21 protein-coding genes and 1 tRNA gene are annotated in these 21,114 nt (G+C 62.0%); 9 read left to right on the top strand and 13 right to left on the bottom strand.

Annotated elements, in window-relative coordinates; all coding sequences use genetic code 11:
- Positions 1-7 precede the first annotated feature (7 nt).
- Both mshC and ABD884_RS10760 read right to left on the bottom strand, forming a co-directional pair.
- On the bottom strand, positions 8-1,291 hold the full coding sequence (gene mshC, locus ABD884_RS10765) for a cysteine--1-D-myo-inosityl 2-amino-2-deoxy-alpha-D-glucopyranoside ligase (RefSeq protein ID WP_345045182.1): 1,284 nt from the start codon (positions 1,289-1,291) through the stop codon (positions 8-10).
- A 16-nt stretch (positions 1,292-1,307) separates the two neighbouring features.
- Positions 1,308-2,141 (bottom strand): undecaprenyl-diphosphate phosphatase, encoded by an 834-nt coding sequence (locus ABD884_RS10760; RefSeq protein ID WP_028267293.1) that lies wholly within the window; start codon positions 2,139-2,141, stop codon positions 1,308-1,310.
- 52 nt (positions 2,142-2,193) lie between these two features.
- Here ABD884_RS10760 and ABD884_RS10755 point away from each other — a divergent pair, with 52 nt between their 5' ends.
- Positions 2,194-3,126, top strand: a complete 933-nt coding sequence (locus tag ABD884_RS10755; RefSeq protein WP_345045176.1) for an aldo/keto reductase — start codon at positions 2,194-2,196, stop codon at positions 3,124-3,126.
- 20 nt (positions 3,127-3,146) lie between these two features.
- Here ABD884_RS10755 and ABD884_RS10750 read toward each other — a convergent pair whose 3' ends face one another.
- Positions 3,147-3,419 carry a hypothetical protein gene (locus ABD884_RS10750; RefSeq protein WP_345045173.1) on the bottom strand — a complete coding sequence of 91 codons (273 nt, stop codon included), beginning with the start codon at positions 3,417-3,419 and terminating at the stop codon, positions 3,147-3,149.
- Between the two features lie 39 nt (positions 3,420-3,458).
- Here ABD884_RS10750 and ABD884_RS10745 point away from each other — a divergent pair, with 39 nt between their 5' ends.
- Positions 3,459-3,692: a DUF5703 family protein gene (locus ABD884_RS10745; protein ID WP_345045171.1), complete on the top strand. Its 234-nt coding sequence runs from the start codon at positions 3,459-3,461 to the stop codon at positions 3,690-3,692.
- Positions 3,693-3,736: 44 nt separating this feature from the next.
- On the opposite strand, the gene ABD884_RS10740 is transcribed toward ABD884_RS10745, so the two are convergent.
- Both ABD884_RS10740 and ABD884_RS10735 read right to left on the bottom strand, forming a co-directional pair.
- Positions 3,737-4,897 (bottom strand): acyl-CoA dehydrogenase family protein, encoded by a 1,161-nt coding sequence (locus tag ABD884_RS10740; protein WP_345045167.1) that lies wholly within the window; start codon positions 4,895-4,897, stop codon positions 3,737-3,739.
- A gap of 10 nt (positions 4,898-4,907) precedes the next feature.
- Entirely contained in the window at positions 4,908-6,212 is a 1,305-nt protein-coding gene (locus ABD884_RS10735) for a M20/M25/M40 family metallo-hydrolase (protein ID WP_345045164.1), read from the bottom strand.
- 288 nt (positions 6,213-6,500) lie between these two features.
- On the opposite strand from ABD884_RS10735, the gene ABD884_RS10730 reads away from it, so the two are divergent.
- A tRNA-Leu gene (locus ABD884_RS10730) sits at positions 6,501-6,583 on the top strand.
- Positions 6,584-6,799: 216 nt separating this feature from the next.
- Positions 6,800-7,834, top strand: a complete 1,035-nt coding sequence (locus ABD884_RS10725; RefSeq protein ID WP_345045162.1) for a tyrosine-type recombinase/integrase — start codon at positions 6,800-6,802, stop codon at positions 7,832-7,834.
- Between the two features lie 59 nt (positions 7,835-7,893).
- Here the strand turns inward: ABD884_RS10725 and ABD884_RS10720 are convergent, their stop codons facing one another.
- Together ABD884_RS10720 and ABD884_RS10715 are read right to left on the bottom strand one after the other, a co-directional pair.
- Positions 7,894-8,697: a DUF5677 domain-containing protein gene (locus tag ABD884_RS10720; RefSeq protein ID WP_345045158.1), complete on the bottom strand. Its 804-nt coding sequence runs from the start codon at positions 8,695-8,697 to the stop codon at positions 7,894-7,896.
- 289 nt (positions 8,698-8,986) lie between these two features.
- A complete protein-coding gene (locus ABD884_RS10715) occupies positions 8,987-9,457 on the bottom strand; it encodes a hypothetical protein (RefSeq protein ID WP_345045156.1) in 471 nt (156 codons plus the stop codon).
- A 222-nt stretch (positions 9,458-9,679) separates the two neighbouring features.
- Between ABD884_RS10715 and ABD884_RS10710 the strand changes: the two genes are divergently transcribed.
- A complete protein-coding gene (locus ABD884_RS10710; RefSeq protein ID WP_345045153.1) occupies positions 9,680-10,861 on the top strand; it encodes a GIY-YIG nuclease family protein in 1,182 nt (393 codons plus the stop codon).
- Positions 10,862-10,965: 104 nt separating this feature from the next.
- On the opposite strand, the gene ABD884_RS10705 is transcribed toward ABD884_RS10710, so the two are convergent.
- Positions 10,966-11,211, bottom strand: a complete 246-nt coding sequence (locus ABD884_RS10705) for a hypothetical protein (RefSeq protein WP_345045150.1) — start codon at positions 11,209-11,211, stop codon at positions 10,966-10,968.
- 56 nt (positions 11,212-11,267) lie between these two features.
- Between ABD884_RS10705 and ABD884_RS10700 the strand changes: the two genes are divergently transcribed.
- From ABD884_RS10700 to ABD884_RS10690, 3 genes are all read left to right on the top strand, one after another.
- Positions 11,268-11,612, top strand: coding sequence for a hypothetical protein (locus tag ABD884_RS10700; RefSeq protein WP_345045147.1), 345 nt, complete (start codon positions 11,268-11,270; stop codon positions 11,610-11,612).
- Positions 11,613-11,759: 147 nt separating this feature from the next.
- Positions 11,760-12,062, top strand: a complete 303-nt coding sequence (locus ABD884_RS10695) for a DUF4193 domain-containing protein (protein WP_345045144.1) — start codon at positions 11,760-11,762, stop codon at positions 12,060-12,062.
- Complete coding sequence (locus ABD884_RS10690) at positions 12,052-12,450, top strand: hypothetical protein (protein ID WP_345045141.1); 399 nt, start codon at positions 12,052-12,054, stop codon at positions 12,448-12,450. The genes ABD884_RS10695 and ABD884_RS10690 overlap by 11 nt, the downstream gene beginning before the upstream one ends.
- Before the next feature lie 45 nt (positions 12,451-12,495).
- Here ABD884_RS10690 and ABD884_RS10685 read toward each other — a convergent pair whose 3' ends face one another.
- A complete protein-coding gene (locus ABD884_RS10685; RefSeq protein ID WP_345045137.1) occupies positions 12,496-13,194 on the bottom strand; it encodes a hypothetical protein in 699 nt (232 codons plus the stop codon).
- A gap of 257 nt (positions 13,195-13,451) precedes the next feature.
- On the opposite strand from ABD884_RS10685, the gene ABD884_RS10680 reads away from it, so the two are divergent.
- Complete coding sequence (locus tag ABD884_RS10680; protein ID WP_345045134.1) at positions 13,452-16,595, top strand: LAGLIDADG family homing endonuclease; 3,144 nt, start codon at positions 13,452-13,454, stop codon at positions 16,593-16,595.
- Positions 16,596-16,692: 97 nt separating this feature from the next.
- On the opposite strand, the gene ABD884_RS10675 is transcribed toward ABD884_RS10680, so the two are convergent.
- The 4 genes from ABD884_RS10675 to ABD884_RS10660 all read right to left on the bottom strand — a co-directional run bounded on the left by ABD884_RS10675 (position 16,693) and on the right by ABD884_RS10660 (position 21,108).
- Positions 16,693-17,868 carry a hypothetical protein gene (locus tag ABD884_RS10675; protein WP_345045129.1) on the bottom strand — a complete coding sequence of 392 codons (1,176 nt, stop codon included), beginning with the start codon at positions 17,866-17,868 and terminating at the stop codon, positions 16,693-16,695.
- A gap of 74 nt (positions 17,869-17,942) precedes the next feature.
- Positions 17,943-19,055 carry a hypothetical protein gene (locus tag ABD884_RS10670; RefSeq protein ID WP_345045123.1) on the bottom strand — a complete coding sequence of 371 codons (1,113 nt, stop codon included), beginning with the start codon at positions 19,053-19,055 and terminating at the stop codon, positions 17,943-17,945.
- Between the two features lie 137 nt (positions 19,056-19,192).
- On the bottom strand, positions 19,193-19,960 hold the full coding sequence (locus ABD884_RS10665) for a hypothetical protein (protein ID WP_345045117.1): 768 nt from the start codon (positions 19,958-19,960) through the stop codon (positions 19,193-19,195).
- Between the two features lie 47 nt (positions 19,961-20,007).
- Positions 20,008-21,108 (bottom strand): hypothetical protein, encoded by a 1,101-nt coding sequence (locus ABD884_RS10660; protein ID WP_345045108.1) that lies wholly within the window; start codon positions 21,106-21,108, stop codon positions 20,008-20,010.
- Positions 21,109-21,114: the final 6 nt, after the last annotated feature.

The raw sequence follows: 21,114 nt of genomic DNA, 5'->3' as shown, positions 1-21,114 counted from the left end.
TGTCTCCTTAGAGCTCGACGCCGAGCAGCCCGTTGACAGCGTCGCTTACCAAAGCGGTGTCCAGCGCGCTGACATGGGCGTTGGAGGAGTCGCTGAGGGCGGCTGCTGCCCAGGCGTCGACGGCGGCAACCGCACCGGGTGCATTGAGGTCGTTGGCCAGTTCGGCACGCATTCGCGTCAGCAGTTGCGCCGCCGTCCCCTCGGGGGCAATGTCCCGGGCGGCCCGCCACGTGTTGAGCCGTTCCTTGGCCCGCTCGAATCCTTCATCCGTCCAGGACCAATCCGAGCGGTAGTGATGGGCCAGGATCGCCAGGCGGATTGCGGCAGGTTCTTCGCCCGCGGCGCGGAGCTTGGACACCAACACGAGGTTGCCCTTGGACTTGCTCATCTTTTCGCCGTTCAGGCCCACCATTCCGGCGTGGGCGTAGTGGCGTGCCAGGGGAACGCCCCGGAGAGAGTATGCGTGTCCGGCGCCCATTTCGTGGTGCGGGAAGATGAGGTCCGAACCGCCGCCCTGCACGGTGAACGGAGCCGGCAGATACTTCTGGGCGATGACGGTGCACTCAATGTGCCAGCCGGGACGTCCGTCACCGAGGCTTGCGCCGGGCCAGCTCGGCTCGCCCTCGCGGGCAACGCGCCACAGCAAAGGATCGAGGGGATTCCGCTTGCCGGACCGGCCGGGATCGCCGCCCCGTTCGGCGAAAAGCTCCAGCATTTCCACTTCGCCGAGCCCCGAGATGTCGCCGAGTGTCCACGCGTCCGGCTTATCCGAAGCTTTGCCTGCTGCCTCGACGTCGTAATAGACGTCGCCGTCGGGTTCTCCGTTGGTGCCGTGTACGCGGTAGGCGAGTTCGTCCGCGATCAACTTTTCAATCGCCGGGACGATCATCGGAATGGCCTCGACGGCTCCGATGTAATAGTCGGGAGCCAGCACGTTGAGGGCGTCCATGTCGGTCTGGAAAAGCTCGATTTGGCTCGCGGCAAGCTCACGCCAATCAACGCCGGTGGCGGCAGCACGCTCCAGCAAAGGGTCATCGACGTCGGTCACGTTCTGGACGTAGGCAACGCGCTGGCCGCTGTCCCGCCATACCCGGTTGAGCAGGTCGAAGGCGACATAACTGGCAGCGTGGCCCATGTGGGTGGCGTCGTAGGGGGTGATGCCGCAGACGTACATGGATTGCTCCGGGCGCGGCTCTACCTGCACCAGTGACTTGAGGGCGGTGTCGAACAGCCTGAGTCGGGGCATGCTGCCGGGCAGTTCAGGCACAGGGCGGGAGGTCCACGATTTCACAGCCTCAACCATAGTGCTAGGCGCTGATGACATTGAAACCGAGTAGGACATAGAGGGCGAGTCCAAGGAGTATCCGGTACCAGACGAAGACGCGGTAGCTGTGAGTGGAAATGAACTTGAGGAACCAGCCGATGATGACAAAGCCGACGACGAAGGCGATGACAGTCGCTAGTGCCGTTTCCGGCAGGCCGAAGGGTCCCGTGATTCCTTCCTTCGAGACCACCTTGTACAACTGGTACAGTCCGGAACCGAAAACGGCGGGGATTGCCAGCAGGAAGGAGTACCGCGCGGCGGCTTCACGGGTGTAGCCCATCAACAGGCCGGCGGTGATGGTTCCGCCTGAGCGGGAGACGCCGGGGATGAGCGCCATGGCCTGCGCCAGCCCGTACAGGATGCCGTGCTTGTAGCTCAGTTGGCTTAGCTCCCGTTTCTGCCGGCCGACAGCGTCGGCTACCGCAAGGATCATGCCGAACACGATGAGCATCGTGGCCACAATCCACAGACTTCGGAGGACGGACTCGATCTGGTCCTGAAAGAGCAGGCCAAGTACGATGATCGGCAGGCTGCCAAGGATGACCAGCCAACCCATCCGGGCGTCGGGATCGTCCCGTGAGACCTTGCCGCGCAGCGATCCGAACCAAGCGCGCACAATCCTGACGATGTCCCGCCAAAAGAAGACGATGACAGCCGTTTCGGTACCCAGTTGCGTAATGGCCGTGAAAGCAGCGCCGGGGTCCGCCGCGTTGGGCAGGAACGAGCCGACAATACGCAGGTGCGCGCTCGAAGAAATCGGAAGGAATTCTGTCAGGCCCTGCACGAGGCCGAGGAAGGCTGCTTCTAACCAGTTCACGTGAATAGACCCTACGTCATGAACTACCCGAACTCCCCGTAAGCTATCAGCTATGCAGCAGCGTTACGTCGGCAATAGCGGGTTTCGGGTGTCTACCCTTTCCCTGGGCACCATGTCCTGGGCGGAAGAAACGGACGAACAGGATGCGCGCGAGCTGCTGCATACCTTCGTTTCAGCTGGCGGGACCATGATCGACACCGCGGCCTCCTACGCCGGTGGACAAGCCGAGGCTCTCCTGGGCTCCATGCTGGGCGACGTCGTTGCGCGCTCGGAGCTTGTCCTCTCCACGAAGGCGGGCGTCTCGACGTCGGACGGCCGACGGAGTATCGATGCGTCCCGCGGCTCCATGCTGTCCGCGCTCGACGCCAGCCTTGCCCGCTTGGGAACCGACTACGTTGACATCTGGTTTGCCCATGCGTGGGACGGCAATGTTCCGTTGGACGAAACGCTTTCCGCGCTCGACCTTGCTCTGCGGTCAGGACGCGCCCGGTACGTCGGCGTCTCCAATTACAACGGTTGGCAGACCGCCAAGGCGTCCGCCGTTGCGGGATTCACCATGGTGGCCAATCAATCTGAATACTCGCTCCTGCACCGCAAGCCGGAAGACGAACTGGTGCCCGCCGTCGAGGACGCCGGCCTCGGCCTCATGGCCTGGGGTCCCCTCGGCCGCGGCGTGCTCAGTGGCAAATACCGTGGACAGATCCCCTCCGAATCCCGGGCAGCGGAGCACCGCCTGAGCGGCTACGTCGACAAGTACCTCGACGCGCGGGGCGCCCGGATCGTGGAAGCAGTGGCCATGGCCGGGCGTGGATTGGGACGCTCCGCCGTGGATGTTTCGCTGAGCTGGCTGCTCTCCCGACCAGCCGTGTCAACGGCTGTAGTAGGCGCACGCAATGCCGTTCAGCTCAAGGAACTACTCGATGCACAGCTGGCGCCGCTTCCCACCGAAATCTCCCGGGCACTGGAGGACGTTTCGACGATGTGACCATGCCTGAAACGGTGGCCCTACTGGTCCAAAATCTCGAGCTCGTCTTCATCGAGCAGTTCGCTGCTGTCCTCGTCGTCATCTTCTTCATCGTCGTCAAACACCTGGAGGGGTGTGACTTCCGAGTAGGCCTCGTATAGTGAATCCTCATACACCTCAAAGGCATCTGCGACGGCGAAAAACGCTGCCTCCACAGTGGGATCTCCTTCGCCCCGGCGGGCGGAAGCGGCAATAAGGTGCTCTTCCAAGGCGGCTGTCAGCGACTGAAGCGCGACACGCGGATCGATGCTCATGACTTCACGTTAGCCCGAAAAAGACGAAAATGGAGAGGGATGAGAGAACAATTTCTGAGCAGTTCAGAGGAACGCCGACGGGACTACGCAAGGCAGTACGAGTATCTCGTGCTGACTGTGAGCCCTGACGATTCCTTGCCCGACGCGCGGCGTCGGCTCGTGGAGCACTCCGAGTACGGCAAGTGGGAACTGGAGCGAAGCATCCTCTACATCGGCGGCGGCCGGCGTTTCTGGCTGCGCCGCAAGGTACTCAACGTGCAGCGCACCGTCTAGGAGCAGCGGCCATTCGGGCTACCTGTTCCAGCTTGTCGGGCACGTCAGCTTTCGAGCGGCCCAAGCCACGCGTTGGCCACTGTGGTGTGCGCTGATTCATCGTTGGAGGGATGGAAGATTCCGGCCAGGACGTCCCGATACAACCGTTCAAGCTCGGATCCGCGGAAATAGCTGGAGCCTCCGGACACCCTGATCGCCAAATCCACCATGGTCCGGGCATTCTCCGTAGCCCGCACCTTGAGTCCGACGAACTTTGGAAACCACTGGGCGCCATGGTCGGCCTGGGCATCCACGTCGCGCGCTACTGACGACAAATGGGTTTCGATGGCGTCCATTGCCATGGCGGCATCGGCAATCTTCCAGCGGATGTCCGGGTCTTGCGCAAAGCTGCGGCCCCCATACTTGGCCGAGGTGCGGCGCAGGGCGGCCTCAACCGCGAGGGTGAATGCCCGCTCCCCGATCCCCGTATACACGGCGGCAAGCAGGGTTTCGAAGCACGCGAAGATCGCGAAGATCAACGGATCCTGATGGGGCCCCACAGGCAGCTTCCGGAAGATCCGCTCCGGCGGGACCACGGCACCGTGGAGGAGCGTGGTGTTCGATTGGCTGGCACGCATGCCCACGGTGTCCCAGTCGCTGAGAGTCTCGTGACCGGGAGTATCGCGTTCGATAAAGCCGAAGACCAGCTCTCCGCTCCCCTCCCGTGCATCGCGGTCCTTGCCGAAGATTCCCAGACGGGTCCAAGCCGGCGACATGCTCGTAAAGATCTTCCGTCCCGTGAAGCTATAGGCGCCGTCGTCCCGCGGTTCGGCAGTCGTCTCCGAGTCAAAGAGCATCGAGTCATTGCCCGCTTCGGAAATGCCGAACGCAAAGATCTCGCCCTTGGCGGCTTCCTGGAGGACGAAGTCGAGGGAATGGTCACCGCGGGCCGCAAGGACATGCGCGACGCCGGTCCAGACAAGGTGCATGTTGACGGCCAACGCGGTGGCCGGGCCAGCCGTGGCCAGTCGGCGCTGCAGCGCCGCCGCAGCTTCGAGCCCGAGCCCGAGTCCGCCGTCGGGCTCCGGGACGAAGACCTTCAGGTACCCCGCCGCAGCGAGCTCTTGCAGATCCTCGTGGAAGAACGAGTTGTTCCGGTCGTAGTCCGCGGCACGGCTCCTGATGCGGTCGAGCAACTCGTCCGGCAGGATCTCCTCGGCGATCAAGGCATTCTCCCTAGTAGTTGCTCAGCAGGGTGCTGAGCACCCTGGATCCGAACTTGAGCGACTCGGCCGGGACCCGTTCGTCAACGCCGTGGAACATTCCCGTGAAGTCAAGTTCCTCGGGCAGCATGAGGGGCGCAAATCCGTAGCCGGTGATGCCGATCTTGCTGAGCGACTTGTTGTCGGTGCCGCCGGACAAGGTATACGGCAGCACCTTGGCGCCGGGGTCTTCCGAGTGCAAGGCATCGATCATGGCGTCCACCAGGTTGCCGGCAAACGGCACCTCCAAGGAGACGTCCTTGTTGACATAGCTGACGTCCACACCGTCCCCGGCGAGCTGCTTGATTGTTTCGAAAACCAGCTCCTGCTGGCCCGGCAGCGTCCGGCAATCCACCAGGGCTTCGGCCGATTCGGGGATGACATTGTGCTTATATCCCGAGCTCAGGAGTGTGGGGTTCGACGTGTTCTGGAGGGTGGCTCCGACGAAACGCGCCACAGTGCCGAGTTCCTTCAACAGGGTCTCCGGGTTGTCCGGATCGAACTCGACGCCGGTCAGTTCGGTGACGCCGTCGAGGAACTGTCGCGTGGTGGGAGTCAGCTCAATCGGCCAGCGGTACTCCCCGATCCTGGTCACCGCTCCGGCCAGGCGGGTGATGGCGTTGTCCGTGTTGATTTGCGAACCGTGCCCTGCCCGGCCGTGGGCCACGAGCCGCAACCACGAAAGGCCTTTCTCCGCGGTTTGGAGCAAGTAGGTGCGCTGGCCTCCGATCATCGCCGAGAAGCCGCCCACTTCCGAGATCGCTTCCGTCGCGCCGTCGAAAAGTTCCCTGCGATGTTCGACGGCGTAGCGCGCGCCGTGATTGCCGCCGGCTTCCTCGTCCGCGAAGAAGGCGAAGATGATGTCCCGCTTGGGCTTGCGTCCCGTCCTGGCGAAATCGCGCATGACAGTGAGGATCATGGCGTCCATGTCCTTCATGTCCACGGCACCCCGTCCCCAGATGAGACCATCTTTGAGTTCACCGCTGAAAGGATCCACGGACCACTGGTCCTTGAGGGCAGGAACCACGTCGAGGTGGCCGTGCACCACCAGGGCGTCGGCTGCGGGATCCTCCCCTGCCATGCGCGTCACGACGTTGGCCCGGCCCGGAGCGGACTCGAAGATTTCGACGTCCAGACCCGCTTCGCTGATCAGCCCCGCGGTGTATTCCGCCGCCGCGCGTTCCCCCGGCCCGGAATCGTCTCCGAAATTGGAAGTGTCAATCCGAATGAGTTCCTGGCAGATCCGGACAACTTCGTCCTCGGGTCGGATATCAGTCATGGAGCTCTCCTTGCTGGCTGGGATTCGCATACTCCGGCGGGCAGGCGAATGGTGCGGACGCTCCCGCGCGCTTCCCTCAGCCTACCCATCGCCACGGGGTTTGGGTGCGCGTGTTTTCAGGTGTTTTCGCGCCGGTTGACGCAGATTGTCGCGGACTAATTCCCGTCCGTAGCACCCCTTCCAGTACCGATTTTTTCATTTCCCAGAAACCGTGTTAGAGTTTTTCTCGCTGCTTCGGAGGAAAGAGAAGCGCCGAGAGGCGCAGAGCCAAGGCTCCGAACACCACCTGCGCGGGTGGCGGAATGGCAGACGCGCTAGCTTGAGGTGCTAGTCCTCGAAAGGGGGTGGGGGTTCAAGTCCCCCTCCGCGCACAAAGAAAACCCCGGGAAACCGGGGTTTTTTTGTGTCTCCAACCACGCGTTGGCAGTTTCCAACCACGTGAGTGCTGAAATGCGACACCCGCAAGGGGGATCGACGCATAGTGGTTTTTTGTGGCATGCATAGAGAATAGAAAACGTAAAGACGGAACCGTCACGCACTATGTCCGGTGGATCGACCCGGACACAAAGACGCGGATGACTCAAAGGATGGACAGCGAGGAGAGCGCCAAGTTCTTGCTCACAGTTCTCCTCGCCCACGGCAGCAACGTGGGGGCTGCCTTGGACAGCGCTACTGACTACTTCAAGGGCAAGTACACAGTCACACGCATGATTGAGGACCATATCGGTCTGCTGACGAGTGCGAACGGGTACACGGTCAGGCGCTATAAGGGGAACCTTAAATGCCATATCGCAGCCACGCTCGGCCAAATGGACGCCACGGAAGTGGAGTATAGGGACATCGTGGCCTGGATTAAGGGCATGCAGTCAAAAGGACTGACGTCTAAGACAATTGCGAACGTGCACGGTCTCATTTCGGCAGCCTTCAATTCGATGGTCCGGGAAAAGAAACGGCCTGACAATCCCTGCAAAGGCGTCTCGCTGCCTAAGAGTGAAGCCACAGAGGAGACGGCGACATTCCTCACACCGGACGAATGGTCAATCGTTGAGGCAGAACTTTCCCAACCTTACAAAGCGTTCTTCACGTTTTTGATACACACTGGTCTCAGGTTTTCTGAGGCATCTGCATTGGAGGCCCGCGATTTCCAAACTACTGCCTCGGGCCAGCATGTGGTAAACGTTGTGCGCGCTTGGACAAAAGACGAAGATAACGTCTCTTACATCGGACCGACTAAAACCCGGCAGTCCAAGAGGACAATTGGCCTCCCCGCGTCGGGTTTTGCGAAGGTGCGTCCGCTTATCCTCGCGGCAGCAAAGTCCGGCGGACCTGTATTCCTCAACACGGCCGGAACTCACATTGACCACCGTCGCGCGTGGGGTGTCTGGGATCGGGCGATCATGAAGGCGCAATCAAAGGGTCTTACCAAGCGGCCACGGATTCACGACCTAAGGCACTCGAATGCCTCTTGGCTTCTGCATGCCGGGCTCGACATCTACAAGCTCCAAAAACACTTGGGGCACCGATCGATCACTACAACTCTAGATCGCTACTCACACCTCCTGCCGGAAGGACTTCGCGATACGACGGCGGCGATGGACAGAGCCTTCGGCCAACGCAGCTAGGAGGCGTGAAAGTGACCTCTTGAGCAGCTCGATGCCACAGATGTGGTCAAAAAAGAAGATCACAAGTCCGGGATGCTGGCCTTCTTCGTACTTTCATCCGTGCGAAGCTCTGGCGGAACCGGCAGCCCGCGTTCTTGTCGCTGGCGCACGACCAGCGCCTTCACCAAGAGCTCGATCTCGTCCAGCGCTGCGGCGAGGCTGTCACTGTCGATGATTTGGTTGATGCAGATCAGTGCCTCGAGCAGGTGGATCGCGCAGAAGCCCGCCTGGTCGACCAGCGGGTTTGGGGCGTTGCGGGCCACGGGCTTGCCCGTGGTGACGTCCAGGTAGGGCAGAGCGGATTCCCAGGAGGGGTGAGACTGGGCAGTCTCGGCGAGGTAGGTCGTCCAATCATGCGATGTGCCGAACCTCTCACACCGGTGTTTGAAGGCCAGCAAGTTGTCGTACTGGGAGTCAATGCCGTGGCCGTCCTGGATTACGGCATCAAAGAGGCCCAGGTCGACCGAGGTCCAGTTAGCAGCCCGCATGGCTTCCTTGCGCCTCTTCGCGTCGTTAGCGGCACCGCGCCGTAAGATGCCCGCGACAACGCTACCCTGCGCTGCGAGCCATTTCAGAGCAACAACGTGCTCCAGGACCGACCGGCGGATGGGAGCGGCTTCGACCTGGAAGCCTGCATCTTCGAGCACCAGGACGGCCTGGACGCCGCGATGACAGCGCATGTACCAGCCGTGCGCCACATGTCCGACCTCAAAGTGCGGGTCTCGGAGGCGGACGCGGGAGGCCGACGCGCCGCCAGTCGGGTAAAGCCGCAGAAGGCGCGAAAGGAGGACTCGGTACTCCTGTTCAACGGGCGGGTAAGTCACGGCCTGATCCTATCCCCCGCGAACGGCACGGAGCCCTATGGGCCAAAGCAACAGACCACTGCGCCAACGTTCTAGCTAGCAAGTTGTCATAACCCCCATAACCCCCATTATCGCCGTTTTTCAACGAACTGATGGATGCCGTGGACCGGACCAAAGATTGGGTACCACGGGAACTTGTCGCCTACTTGCGCGCATCTGGAATCCAGATCCCTTCCTGAATCGACCTGCCAGGCACCATATTCACGGCGACGCTCTGCGGCCGCATTGGCCGCGTGAAAACTCCGAAGAGTCAGTTCGGGATGGCAATGTCGTTGGCCCTGAGATAACCGACGAGCTCGCGTGGAACCCAGTCTTTCGTATGTTCCATCGCGTCCATCCTTGGCCCGAAATCTTCTGATGCGATCGTCACGGTCACGTCCTCATACCCAAAGTCGGGATCTTGGTGGAACCGCTTACGGACGAGGTAGAGCTGGATGCCTGACTTATACCCTTCGTCGCCGAGGCCGATTCCCCACATCTTCGCGTCCGGAGAAATCCAGACCTGACGCACGCCCGAGTGTCTGGTGCTGAGAGTGACATCGCTCGTTATCTTGGAATACTCATCTGTGGTCGTGGGCCATTTACCGGCCCGTCGGATTTCGTTGGCAAACGACTCGATGAGCGGCTCGAGATCACATGCCTGCGCTACTGCCCGACGATACCGCTGCAAGTCGACTTCATTGTCGGCATCCATTACTGCGTCGGACCAGGAGATTGGCATGCAGGCAGCATCGCATATGTTCACGCGTCGGTCGAGACAAATTTCGGGTTTCGCCTGTCGACGGCGAGCCGCCCTTGAGGATCCCGACCCGGGATGTCAAGGTGATCCGGTACCCGTCGCGGAAGGCCTCCTGATGCTCGACTCGTCATTCCCCCTGCCACAAACGTGGATTAAGGAATCCTCTCTGCCGGCCCTTTCAGATGCCGCACCTGAGGCGGCGGCGTGAAATCGGTTCGCCTGTTCGCTTATGTCCAGTTCGACGGAGACACATGGCAAATCGCCGCCCGCGATGGTGCTGAGCTGGCACTGAGGAATCTGGCGACGGGAAGGATCCGGCGCATCCAGGTCTCTGATCTCCTCGCTCACGACTCATTCGTCCCCGAGGCGACCGGGCCCAATTTGATGATCGCTCCGATCGAAGAGCCGCCTCCAGGAGTCGATCACTTCGGTGAAAAACTTCGGGGCACCAAATTCGGCCACAAGATGACAAGGGAGATGTACGCGTACCCGAATCGGAAGCCTAAGGAGCGTCCGAGACGTGAGATGTTCAGTGACGATTTTTGGGACGACACAGCTTGGGCCTACCGGGACGAGGATCATACCCAGCACTCAGATGCGTATCTGCTTGTACAGCGCGACGACGCCTTAGTGAACTTCGACTTATCAATGAGGTACTTCGCGTCCCTCGACGTGAACGAGTTTGAGACTGCGCTGCAAGACGTCCTGGCCAAGGGACGTACCTTCAAACAGGTGCAGTCGCTGAAGGATTGGGACGGTGTTGCGGGCGCCTACATCCTGGTCTTTGACGAGTACCGGCAGTTCTACGTCGGAAAGGCTGACGACATTCGCAAGAGGATCAAGCACCATTGGGGCGCCCGAAAGTACTTTGATCGGCTTGTCTTCCCCAACAAATACGAGTCGGTCTTCCCCGTTGACGAGCTCCGCGCGCTGGACACGACCCGGATCTACGCGGCTCGCAGTACCAACCCCTATGCGGTGGAAGAACGCGCCGAGAAGGCTGCCGACAAGCGCTTTTGTCTGAACCGGATGCCCGGCGGCGAAGCGGGCCCATTCGCGCTCATGCTTTCTGCCATCAAACCGCGCGGCCGCTCTCATGGGGTGTTGCCGGTGCCGCTGTCCTGGGAGGGCTACGAACAGGTGTGGGATGGCGTCGTAAATCTTATTGCACAGGCATCTTCACCTGGTCCCGACCTGGTCGCCGAACTCGCTCGTCTGGACATGACGGTCCATACAGTCTCCGGCAAGGACGACAGCCGGTTCATGTGGTCAAGGAGGGACGGCATCGCCAGTGCCGTTGTCCGGGGTGAGTTGTGCGTGGAGAATTTCGCTGCGTTCCTCGAAGCGATGGGCGAGACGATCATCTGGCCCGAGGACCGAACTTGAGCAGTTGAGCATCCAGAACCTTGGACAGGCCATGGTCAACCAGGTGGGCGGCCAAGGTCCAAGCTGTTCAGAAAGACGGGCAAGGGAGCGCCAACACCGCAGTGTCAGGATTCCATGACAAGTCCCCCTCGGCTTGGGATCCTCATTGTCAGGAAGTCTTGACAACTGATTGGATGTCGATGAACTGGGATCTTGATGGCGGCGGCCACGAGGGGTGGGCGGCTCCGGTGCTGGACGACGGCCGCGAAGCGCACGGCTCCAGCGGTCACGGGCAATTTGTTCGAGGCATCACAGGAAAATACCCTGTTGATCCCTACATGGACGACGTCGAAATCGTCCCGGATGTCCATGTCGCCGGGTGGGGGGCGCCTGCGAATGCGGCTGGCGAGGACGGACCTGGACCAGGGTGTTCGCCAAGCAGCACGAAGACATCCCCCAGTTCAAAGCCTTTGTGGCGACCCCGGACTATGCCGATGCCGCTCCGGTCGTAGAGTCCTCGACCGATGATGAGTGGCAGGAGCATATCGCGCCGGTACGGGCACTCATTGATGTGGAACAGGCTCGAGAGGCCTGTCTTGCGGCGGAGCGGAAGCTCGCCCGAACAGTGGTAGCCGCCCGTGCAGTCAGCGCATCCTGGGCAGACATCGGGCGCGCGGCCGGCATGACACGACAGGCAGCCCACGAGAGGTGGGACAAGACAGCAAAGCAGGAACTCTCACCCGAGCGAAGCGAGGACACCCTGTCCCCGTGATAAAGACCAGGCTTCCGGATCGACCGTGGCGGCGCTTGTCTTGAACGCTAAATCGTGACGGTGAGCACCACCGCCTTCGTTGGTGATTTGCGAAGGCTGCGAATGGTGTAAGTTGCTTGCTGCAAACACTTCAACGGAAAGAGATCAGTGGCAACCGATTACGACGAGCTCCGCAACGACGTCAAGGAATCCCAGGACAGCTCCTTGGAAGCCCTGCAATCGGCGAACAAGCCGGACGCCCAAAGCGTCACCCGCGAGCTCGATGAAACCGATGCCCTCGACGAGGGAATGATCCCTGGCGGGGAATTCGTCAACGAGGAACTGATCGTCCAGGTTGTCCCTCAGGCGGATGACGAATTCACCTGCTACTCCTGCTTCCTGGTACGGCACAAGTCTCAGCTCGCTCGCCAGAAGGACGGCCATTCGTACTGCATCGATTGTGAAGGCTGAGCCTGCGCGTACGCCGGCGATGCGAGGGTCTATTGACCAGAGCGTATGGGAGGCGATTGAGGCAGAATTCACCCTGCCTTCCCTGGAACAGGTCCGTGGCCGGTATGAGACGCTCGTCGCGGATCCGGAACCGGTACTCACGCAGTTGGTGAGGGTCTTCATCGGCGAGGGCACGTACTGTCCCGGTTTCCAGTTCCGCCCGGGAGGTGCGCTGCATCCGGCCGTGACCGGCTTGTTTGGGCGGGCGATGGAGCTGAAAGTCCCCCACAACTATTTCTCCGCCTGGATGGTGACGTCGTCGACAGACCTGGCCGGCGGCCGCCCAGTGGACCAGTTACACGATCCTGACGGCCTCCTGAGCGCTCTTGAGACCTTCGCGCATCGGTAACGCGCCGGGACTGCCCGCAGGCGCTTGGACGTACCCGGACAGCTCTCAGATGCCGCTGGTGAGCGCCTTGGCGAGGGCTTGTTCCTTCGAGAAAAAGAGGCCCGCAGTGGCTAATGGTTGGAAGGCACCTTCCAGGATGCTCTTCGCCTTGGTCATCTCCTCTTCCCCGTAAAAGTATTGCCCATCCACCGGGTTGCTGATCTGGGCCTCTCTATGGGTGCCGCTGGACCCAACCAGAACGGTGACCGGGGTCTGGTAGCCGTCGTCGTTGTATTGTGCCGTGATGGGCCATGCCCTGATCGAACCCAGAGAGATGACGGTTTCTACCCGCTTCGAGCCGCCGAACATTTTCGTCTGCTCGGTATAGCGTTTCACCCGGATCGGCGTTTCCGGAGGTTCACCGTGACTGCTGGCATAGAGTCTCGCCGCGGTGTCCAAGGAATCCGGGTGAGACCAGGAAACGCGATGCCCGGCCGCCCGAAGGGTTTTTTGTCCGATTGTCTCGGTGGCATGGTATTCCCGCCCTGTCGTCCACGATTCGTTCCTGAGCAGGACGGCGGCTATGGTCTCTGCCCTGCCATCGGTATGATCCCGGAATGCCGTCACGTACCGGGCTGCCACCTCGTCGATGGTGCGCGAATAGCAGGTTCCGCACATGATGTTTGGAGCAGCGCTCCACGCGTTGTCGAGGGCTGCGAACAGACCGTGCTCCGCTCGCCCCTCGTGGACGCGTGCGGCGATCATCAAGGCATTGCTATGGTATGTCTGCGGATGCTGGGTATGCAGCGAGCAGATTGTCGTCCCGCACCGGCAGCGGGCTTTCGCCAGGCTTCCACAACCACAATAATCAGACATTCGAATCCCCCATCATCGCCAGCCAACTGCCGAAAGTATAACCAGAAGGCCTGCCGAATCCCGTGGCCAGGACAAGAACAGGTGCCGACGCCTTCGTCTACGCATGTTTCCCGGTAGAGACATCGGCAACACGAAAGGCCCCCAGCGTGGCTTCCAGCACTGAACGCATCCGCGTCAAACTCCCGCCCGGCTTCGATCCGGCCCGGCACATGTCCCCGCTGATGAAGAAAATCACCGACATGCACGGCGAGGGATTCGAGGTGGACTCGATCGAAGACGGCGTCGCCGTCGCCACCCGCCAGGTCGCTATCACGGAGGTCAGCCACAATGACAAGTCCAAGACCAAGGAGGTCCGGCTCCCCCGCTCCGTGAAGCCGACCGACGGCGAGAAGATGGCCGTCAAGCTTGCCGACCAGCACGGGGACGGCTGGGAGATGACCAAGTTCGAGCCCTTCCTCGGCAAGGCCGTACTCACCCAGCTGAGCCCCGAAACCGCCCGCTGCCGCGGCGCCGCCGCGCTGGCCCTGGGCGTGAAGCCGTGGGAAGTCCAGGTGAAGCCGCGCCGGGACGGCGGCTTTGACCTGGAGCTCCCTCGCACTTACATGCCCTCCAAGCACGACTCCAAGCTCGAGGAAGTCGCCACGAGTGTCGTTGGCCGCGACGGCTGGTACGTGAAGGTGAACGCCCAGAAGCTCACAGCGTCCATCATTCCGTCCGCTCCCCCGACGTTCCCGGAAGGCATCGCCTTTCCGCTGGCCCGGCTCGGCAAGGGAAGCCTTGACCGGACGCCGTTCGGCATGGTTTTGCCGGACCCGGGCGAAGACTCCGGCGATGAAATCAGCATTGACTGGACCGCCTCCGCCTGGGCGCTGGTGGCGGGGACGCCAGGTAGTGGTAAGCGCCAGCCGCTGGACTCCAAGCTGCCCGTCCCCGTTTCGTCTCGCTTCCCGTCTGGCTGGGCCACGATCGGTCAGCTCCAGGTCGGCGATGAAGTTTTCGCCGCATCGGGGGATGTTACGGAGGTCGACTACCTCTCACCTGTGGTCGATGATGAAGTGCTGGAATTCGAGTTCAGCGACGGTCAAACTGTCCGCTGCGACCCGGGCCATCTCTGGACGGTTTCCACTCGCTACACCCGGCACTCCCACTACCCGATGAGGCTCGCGAAGAGGTCAGCAACCGACGCGGCTCGGCAGGCAGAGTTCGCGCGCCTCCGTGCCATCGCGGCCGAAGCCTGCGAGCAGTCGGTTGGTGCCGATACCGCGACTATCTCCCGACTCACCGGACTCGCGATCAATACAGTCCGAACGTTCGCCAAACAAGCCGCCCTCCCGTACCTCGTGGGATCGGGCTCCGGACATGCCCGGTTCTACGCGGTGGACGAGTTCATCGAAGCGTGGATTGCTCACCTCGATCACGCTCCGGCCAACCGGCAGCCTCTGTTGAAAACCGTTGAGGCCCGCGAGATCGCGGAGGCGTTCCGTGTGCAGGACGGACGCGCCAACTTCGCCGTCCAGTTGTCCGGCAGCTTGGTCCTCCCCGAAGCAGCACTGGCTGTCAACCCGTACTTCCTGGGAGCCTGGCTCGGCGACGGCAGCTCACGCGCCGGCGCTATCACCGTCGGGGCAGATGAGCTTGATGTCATGCGCCCGCTCCTGGAGGCGGAGTGGGGTCCAGTCGTACGCGACGAGCACCTCGCCGATGGACGAACCCATACGCTGCACTTCGGCCGTAAGGATCCGTCCAAGTGCGTCAGCGGCCACGATGCCAACTGGCACGTGACTTCCGGCGGAAACCGCTTTTGCCGAAGCTGCCGCTACTGTGAACGCACGCACGTCAGCAGCCCACTGCGGGCTGTCCTGGACCGGCTCGGCGTGCTCTACAACAAGCGCATTCCCGCAGAGTACCTCCGGGCATCCAGTGCACAACGACTGGCGCTCCTTCAGGGCCTCATGGACACAGACGGCACCGTCGACGTCAAGGGCAGCTGTGAGCTGACACTGTGCGATGAGCGACTCGCTACCGATGCGCTGGAGCTGATCCGGAGCCTTGGCATCAAAGCATCCATGAATGAGTCCGACGCCGCCATCACGTCCACTGACGGTCAAGGAGTCAGGACCCGACGGATTGTCGGGACCCGGTACCGCATCCACTTCACGACGGCAACGCCGGTCTTTCGGATGCCGCGGAAGCTGGAGCGTCAGGCCGGGAATGTCCGCGCGACCCAGGACTGGATCTACATCACCGACGTGCGATCTGTCGGGCGTGCTTCGGGTCGCTGCATCCGGGTGAACCACCCGAGCCACCTGTACCTGACGGATGGGTTCATCCCGACCCACAACACTGTGACGCTCAACGCGATCATCGCCGACGCCCTGTCCAACGGGGCGGCCCTGGCCGTAGTCGACGACGTCTCCAAAGCCATTGACTTCGAATGGGCACGTTCGTTCTGTCGTCCCGGAGGCTGGGGCTGTGACTCCCTGGAAGCATCCGTCGCAACGCTTGGGCTGATCCGTGATGAAGGGGCCCGCCGAAGCAAGGTGCTCAAGGAGATGGGTATCAATAACTGGCTCGACATGCCCGCCGGCAAACGCTTCCAGCCCATCCTCGTCATTATCGACGAGGTCTCCGCCCTCGTCGTACCCGACCCCGTCCCAAAAGGCATCCCGAAAGACCACCCGCTTTTCATGGAGATCGCCGAACGGAACCTCGCCCGCGCCATGATCCAGTCCTACATGCGCAAGATCATCGCCGAGCTGCGCTTCGTCGGTGTTCGTATGGTCATCTCTACTCAGGCGACCAACGCCAATACTGGTGTGGATCCAGGGCTCCGCACCCTCATCGGTCACAAGATCCTGCAGGGTGTGAACCCGTCTAAGGCCGCACGTGGGCAGATCTTCGCCGACGAGACGGCTGTACTGAACGTGCCGGAGAACGTGAAGTCCGGTGGCAAACGCGCGAAGGGCGTCGGAGTGGCTGCCCTAGAGGCTGACGCGCCGGCTGTCTACAAATCGTACTTCGCCACGACCGACGACTACCAGAGGGCACTCCGCAAGCTCGGAGTCAAGGAGTCCTCGAGCGTTGAGCCCAGCTCAAGAGAAATCAACAAGTATCTTCCCACCCTTGGAGACGAATCGGAAGCCACAGCTGCCCGCCGCGAGGCGATGCCTGACCCGATGATGGCCATGATGGGCGACTCGGCTTACGACGAGAACGGCAGGCCGCTGAAGGGCGCCGCGCTGGCCGCGTCCCAGTCCCGGCAGTTGTCCAACATGGCCGGCCGGGCCTAGGTATCGCCAGGATTTGAACAGCGTCAAGACTCATTGAGCAGCGAGCGATAGGGCTCTGATCCGCCCGTGTAACGGGGGGAGACCTGTAGGGACAGATCTAATGGCGCATGGCATCATTGCGGGGCAGATGGCGCAGATTGGAGAACTTCTTAGAGTCCTCTGAATTCCAGGACCCGGCCGCCACCAGTTTGGCTGCCGTGGTGGGGCCCGTGGCCGAGTGGCTGTGCGGCTCGGCATTGGACAAGAACGGACGGCCGCTTACTGACACCATGTTGGCAGCATCCCAGTCCCGGTATCTCTCCAAAGTGGCCTGTCGGGTCTGGGGTTCTCTTTTTTGCGGAGAGTCAGCACTCAGCTGGTCGCTGATTTCGCTCACGAGACTCAGTATCCGTTCGAGTGCTGAATTGTATGAAATTAAACTATCGGCAAGGTCCAGCATCGCGTTGCGGAAAACCTCAGGTTTAAGTTCCATCGACGATGACAACAAGATGTGTGCCGCGTCACCCTTGATGTGGACCATTTGTTGCCCTGGCCATCTGCCGTCATCCTCAAACGGATCCCATGAGACTCGTCGCAACTCGGCAACGGTTTCCGGATCCAGCCAGTTCAAGCCAGATTCCAGGAGCTTTGGACGGACGGTCTCATCGAGATAGCGCCAGGTGAAGCCCATCTCCTGAAGTATCTGAAAGCGTTCCGGATGAGGAGCAATGGCCCGTTGAAACGACTCGTAAGCACGAAGGAGGTTGCTTTTCGCCGGCTCGTCATATTTCCTCAGCAACGACGCCCTCCTCCTATATGACCTTGTCCCCGGGATAAAGGCCTCGATGCGCGATTGCCGAGCCCCAGGGAGTGGATCAAAGCTGCGTCTCCAGAGAATGCAAACAAAAATTTGCGACCTTGCCTCTTCGAGGGCAGCTTTGTCTCTGATCAACAACTCCGCTAGATCATCCATCTGCCGGGCGGTTGCCGTCGCCAGGCGATAAGCTGCGCGTCGGGCTGAAAGCTCATCTTGCTGATCAATCAGATAGCGGAGGACGACAAGAGCCAGCGGGATTCCGAAGCAGGCCGACGTAAGAGAGGAAAGGATGCTGGGCGAGAAGGAGGCGTGCTTCCAGAATCCTGTCGCATCTGCTGTGAATCCTAGCGTCATAAGGACGACCCCGGCGCTCACCAAGATCAGCGCCGCCGTTTGTACGACAGGGTCAAGGCCCTGCCAGAATAGTCGACGCACGTTTTGTAACCAGCGGTCAGTGGCTGGCGTTGATCGCGCCATTCGCCAAGTTTCGCACATACCAGCAGCCCCCGGCGGGAAATCTGCCGGGGGCGTTGAGGCCAGGCGTCTGGAGGTTAGGCGTTCTGGTTTTCCTTCTTGCGACCGAAGAGACCGTAGCCGGGCTTGGGGACATCGGCCTGGGTATCGGCCGGTGCGGGCGCCTGGACGGTTTCGCCGGCGGGCATTTCGAGCGGCTCCGGGTTGTCGAAGAAGTTCGGATCAAGGATGGCGTCATCGGACAGGTCCGGGGCAGGGTGGAGGGCCTGGGTCATCAGCGCCGGGGCAGCTTCCGGTTCCGGCGCCGGGAGGGCATTGAAAAAGTCCTCGGCCGCAGGTGCCGTGGTGGCTCCTACATGGTCCCAGTCGGGCTCATCGGCCAGCTGCGGGGCTGCAGGAGCCTCAGCCTGTTCAGGATCGGTGTCTGCTCCCTGGGTCTCCTCAGCACGCAGCGGATAGATCTCCTGCGCGTTGTCTTCCGGCGCTGCCTCCGCGGGGAACGCAACCGAGAACAGGTCGGCCGCTTCGGCCAGTGCCGGGTTGTCGGCGGCGATCGCCTCGATGATCCGGACCGCTTCGCCGCGGACACCCGTCTCGGCGCCGCGGACGCCTGCAGCGAGGCGCTGGTCGAATCTCTCCTGGGTCTCGCGGACGTAGTGGATGTGCGCCTCGCTGGCGGAGCGCAGCTGTCCTTCGACGTCGTCCAGGGCGCCGTCGAGCTTGTCGATCTCCGTCCGGAGTCCGGCGCTGATGATCTTCTCGGCTTCGAGCTCGGCACGGATTCCGGCGCTAACGCGCTGTTCTGCCTCAAGACCGGCACGCAGTTCGGAGATGGTCCGTGCTGCATCTTCAGAAACGGAGGCTACTGCTGCGGCCGGAACAGACATCGGCGAGGAGTCACTCGCGTCATCAGCGGCGAAATAGCCACGCGTGTCCGGGACGGCGCAGACGTGGGTGCGGGACGCTTCGAGCTCCAGTGCCTGCTCCCCTAGCTGGTCTTCGAGCCGCGACTTATCGCGGAGTACCTCTGCGAGCTCGGCGCCGGCGACGCGGGCCTGCCGTTCGTGCTGGTGCTGGAATTCCAGGACAGAAGTTTCGAGCCCTGACATACCGCCCAGCACAACGGCGAGGAAGGTGTCACGGCCGTGCTGGAAAGACTCCAGGGGGCTGGTTGCGGGGGCGGTGGTCATGGGGCTCCAGGGTGTGCGGCGGGAAAAGCGTTTACCGTAACAGTCTAGCGTCTTTACGCCAAGCGATCCAAGCCACAAACGGAACGAAAAAGCCCCGCCGCATATTCCGCGGCGGGGCATTTCAAATCACGATCCAGCTAGCGTGAGGCCCAGGCCTTCGCCACAGCATCCTTGACGTTCTCCTTGATCACGGCGGTCTCAGCGGCCGCTTTGATCTCAGCAGTCTTCTTCTCCTCGGCAGCCTTCGCGGCGGCTTGGGCCTTGGCCGCATCGGCGGCCGCCTGGTCGGGAGTCGCCTGGTCGGGAGCTGCCGCAGGTGCAGCAGCATCGGCGGCCGCGGCGGTTGCAGGATCGACCGCAGCTCCTGTGGCCGCGTCGACCCAGGTTCCCGCGTCGGTCTGCTGCAGCGTGGCGCCGGTTCCGGGGTTCACGTAGCTCCGCGCCGGAGGCGTGTAGCCGCTGTCGCCAGAGTAGGTCCCCGCCTGAGCGTTCCCGCTCGGCGCAACGTAGCCGCCACCGCCCGCGGGTGCCTGGTAGACGGGAGCCTGCGGTGCGGGCGCCTGATAGACGGGAGCCGGGGCCGCCGGTGCCTGAGGCGGAGTGTAGACAGGAGGCTGCGGAACGTAGGTGCGCACCGGAGCCGCGGGCGCGGCCGGCCCCTGCTCCACGGGAGCCTGAGGGGCGGTGTAGACCGGGGCGCCGCCGAGGTTGGTCCCAGTGCCGCCGCCCGAGCCGCCGCCGCTGTACGCGGGTGCGCAGAAGCCGCCACCGCCGGCCATCGGACTCCAGACCTCACCGGAGGGGCAGCCGGCAGCGTTGGCTGCCCCGGCCCCCAGGACCAGAGACGCGCCGAGCAGTGCGGTCGTGCCGATGCCGGAATAAAGTCGCTTCAAGTTCTTCTCCATATCCTGGACGTTACATGCGAGATTGCATCTCGTCAAAAACTCGTCTCTCACTTCTCCTGAGTTGGAGCATACGTGAATGACATGATCATTTCTGTACCGTTGGCCGACATCGACCGAGAGGTCACGCTTTCAGAGTCCCCCGGGTCACCGGTTGCGGCCCGGGTCAAGGTCGTCAAGTTCTGCACCGCTGTCATCTTGGCATCCTGGACGCTCGGAACATTCGAGGGCATGGCGTTCGTTCCGAGGGAGCCGGCCGATGACACCGACACCGTTGTCGTCGTAAGGACAGCACTCAGTCCGGGATCGGAAACCAGATATGTGGACTTCGTATTCTGGCCTGGCTTCGTGTCCATGGTGGCCAGCACCTTCCGCTGGGACATCAGTGCCGAGGAAGCATCGGTGAAGTTGACCCGGGCCGGATCCACCCCGCCCGCGGTGAAGGTCCCTGACCAGGACTGTCCGTCGGAACTGGTCCCGGACCATGCGGTGTCGTTGCTGAAGCCCATACCCTTCTCCACGTAGGTTTCCAAGGCCTTGGTCTTCTCCGGGTTCCCGACCCCCGTCAGGGACGCTGCTTCGCGGACCGGGCTGAACCACATGCTGGCTTTCTTATCGGTCAGCGCCGTCCTGAACTGCGGGTCCGAGGCCATCGACTGGGAGGGGACGTTATAGTCCTTGATCCATGCCGCGGTAATGGCGATGATGCTGCCGTTGACATGGATGGCCCGGTGATCGTAGCCCGTGGCGGATTTCAACCAGGTGGCGATGCGGCCGGCCTCCGCCGCATCGGCCGCTTCGATGAAGAACACCCGCAAGGGGCCGGGAACCGGACGTTCCACCGTGTCCTGGCTGCGCGAGTAGCCGATGTGGGCGATTTTCAGATCATGGTCAGGGGTGATCTGATCGAGCATGAATTCCCGTGGAGCCATGGCGGTGATCTTCGCCCACCAGTTCTCCGTGTACGGAGCCACCACGAGGGTATCCGAGTTGGCCGGAGCGTAGGCCGGAATTCCGGTGGCCTGCGGCGTCCCCTCGGCGGCGGTGTTAATGAGGAGCACCGCACCCACGGTGACGGCCGCGACGCCGGTGATACCGGCAATCACGGCCGTCACCCGACGGCGGCCCCAGGACTTCTTACCTTGCTTCATGGTGTC

It is taken from the genome of Arthrobacter methylotrophus, assembly GCF_039539965.1.
GTDB lineage: Bacteria > Actinomycetota > Actinomycetes > Actinomycetales > Micrococcaceae > Arthrobacter > Arthrobacter methylotrophus.
Note: the sequence above shows the minus strand (reverse complement) of the source record. Positions and strands in the feature narration are given on the sequence as shown.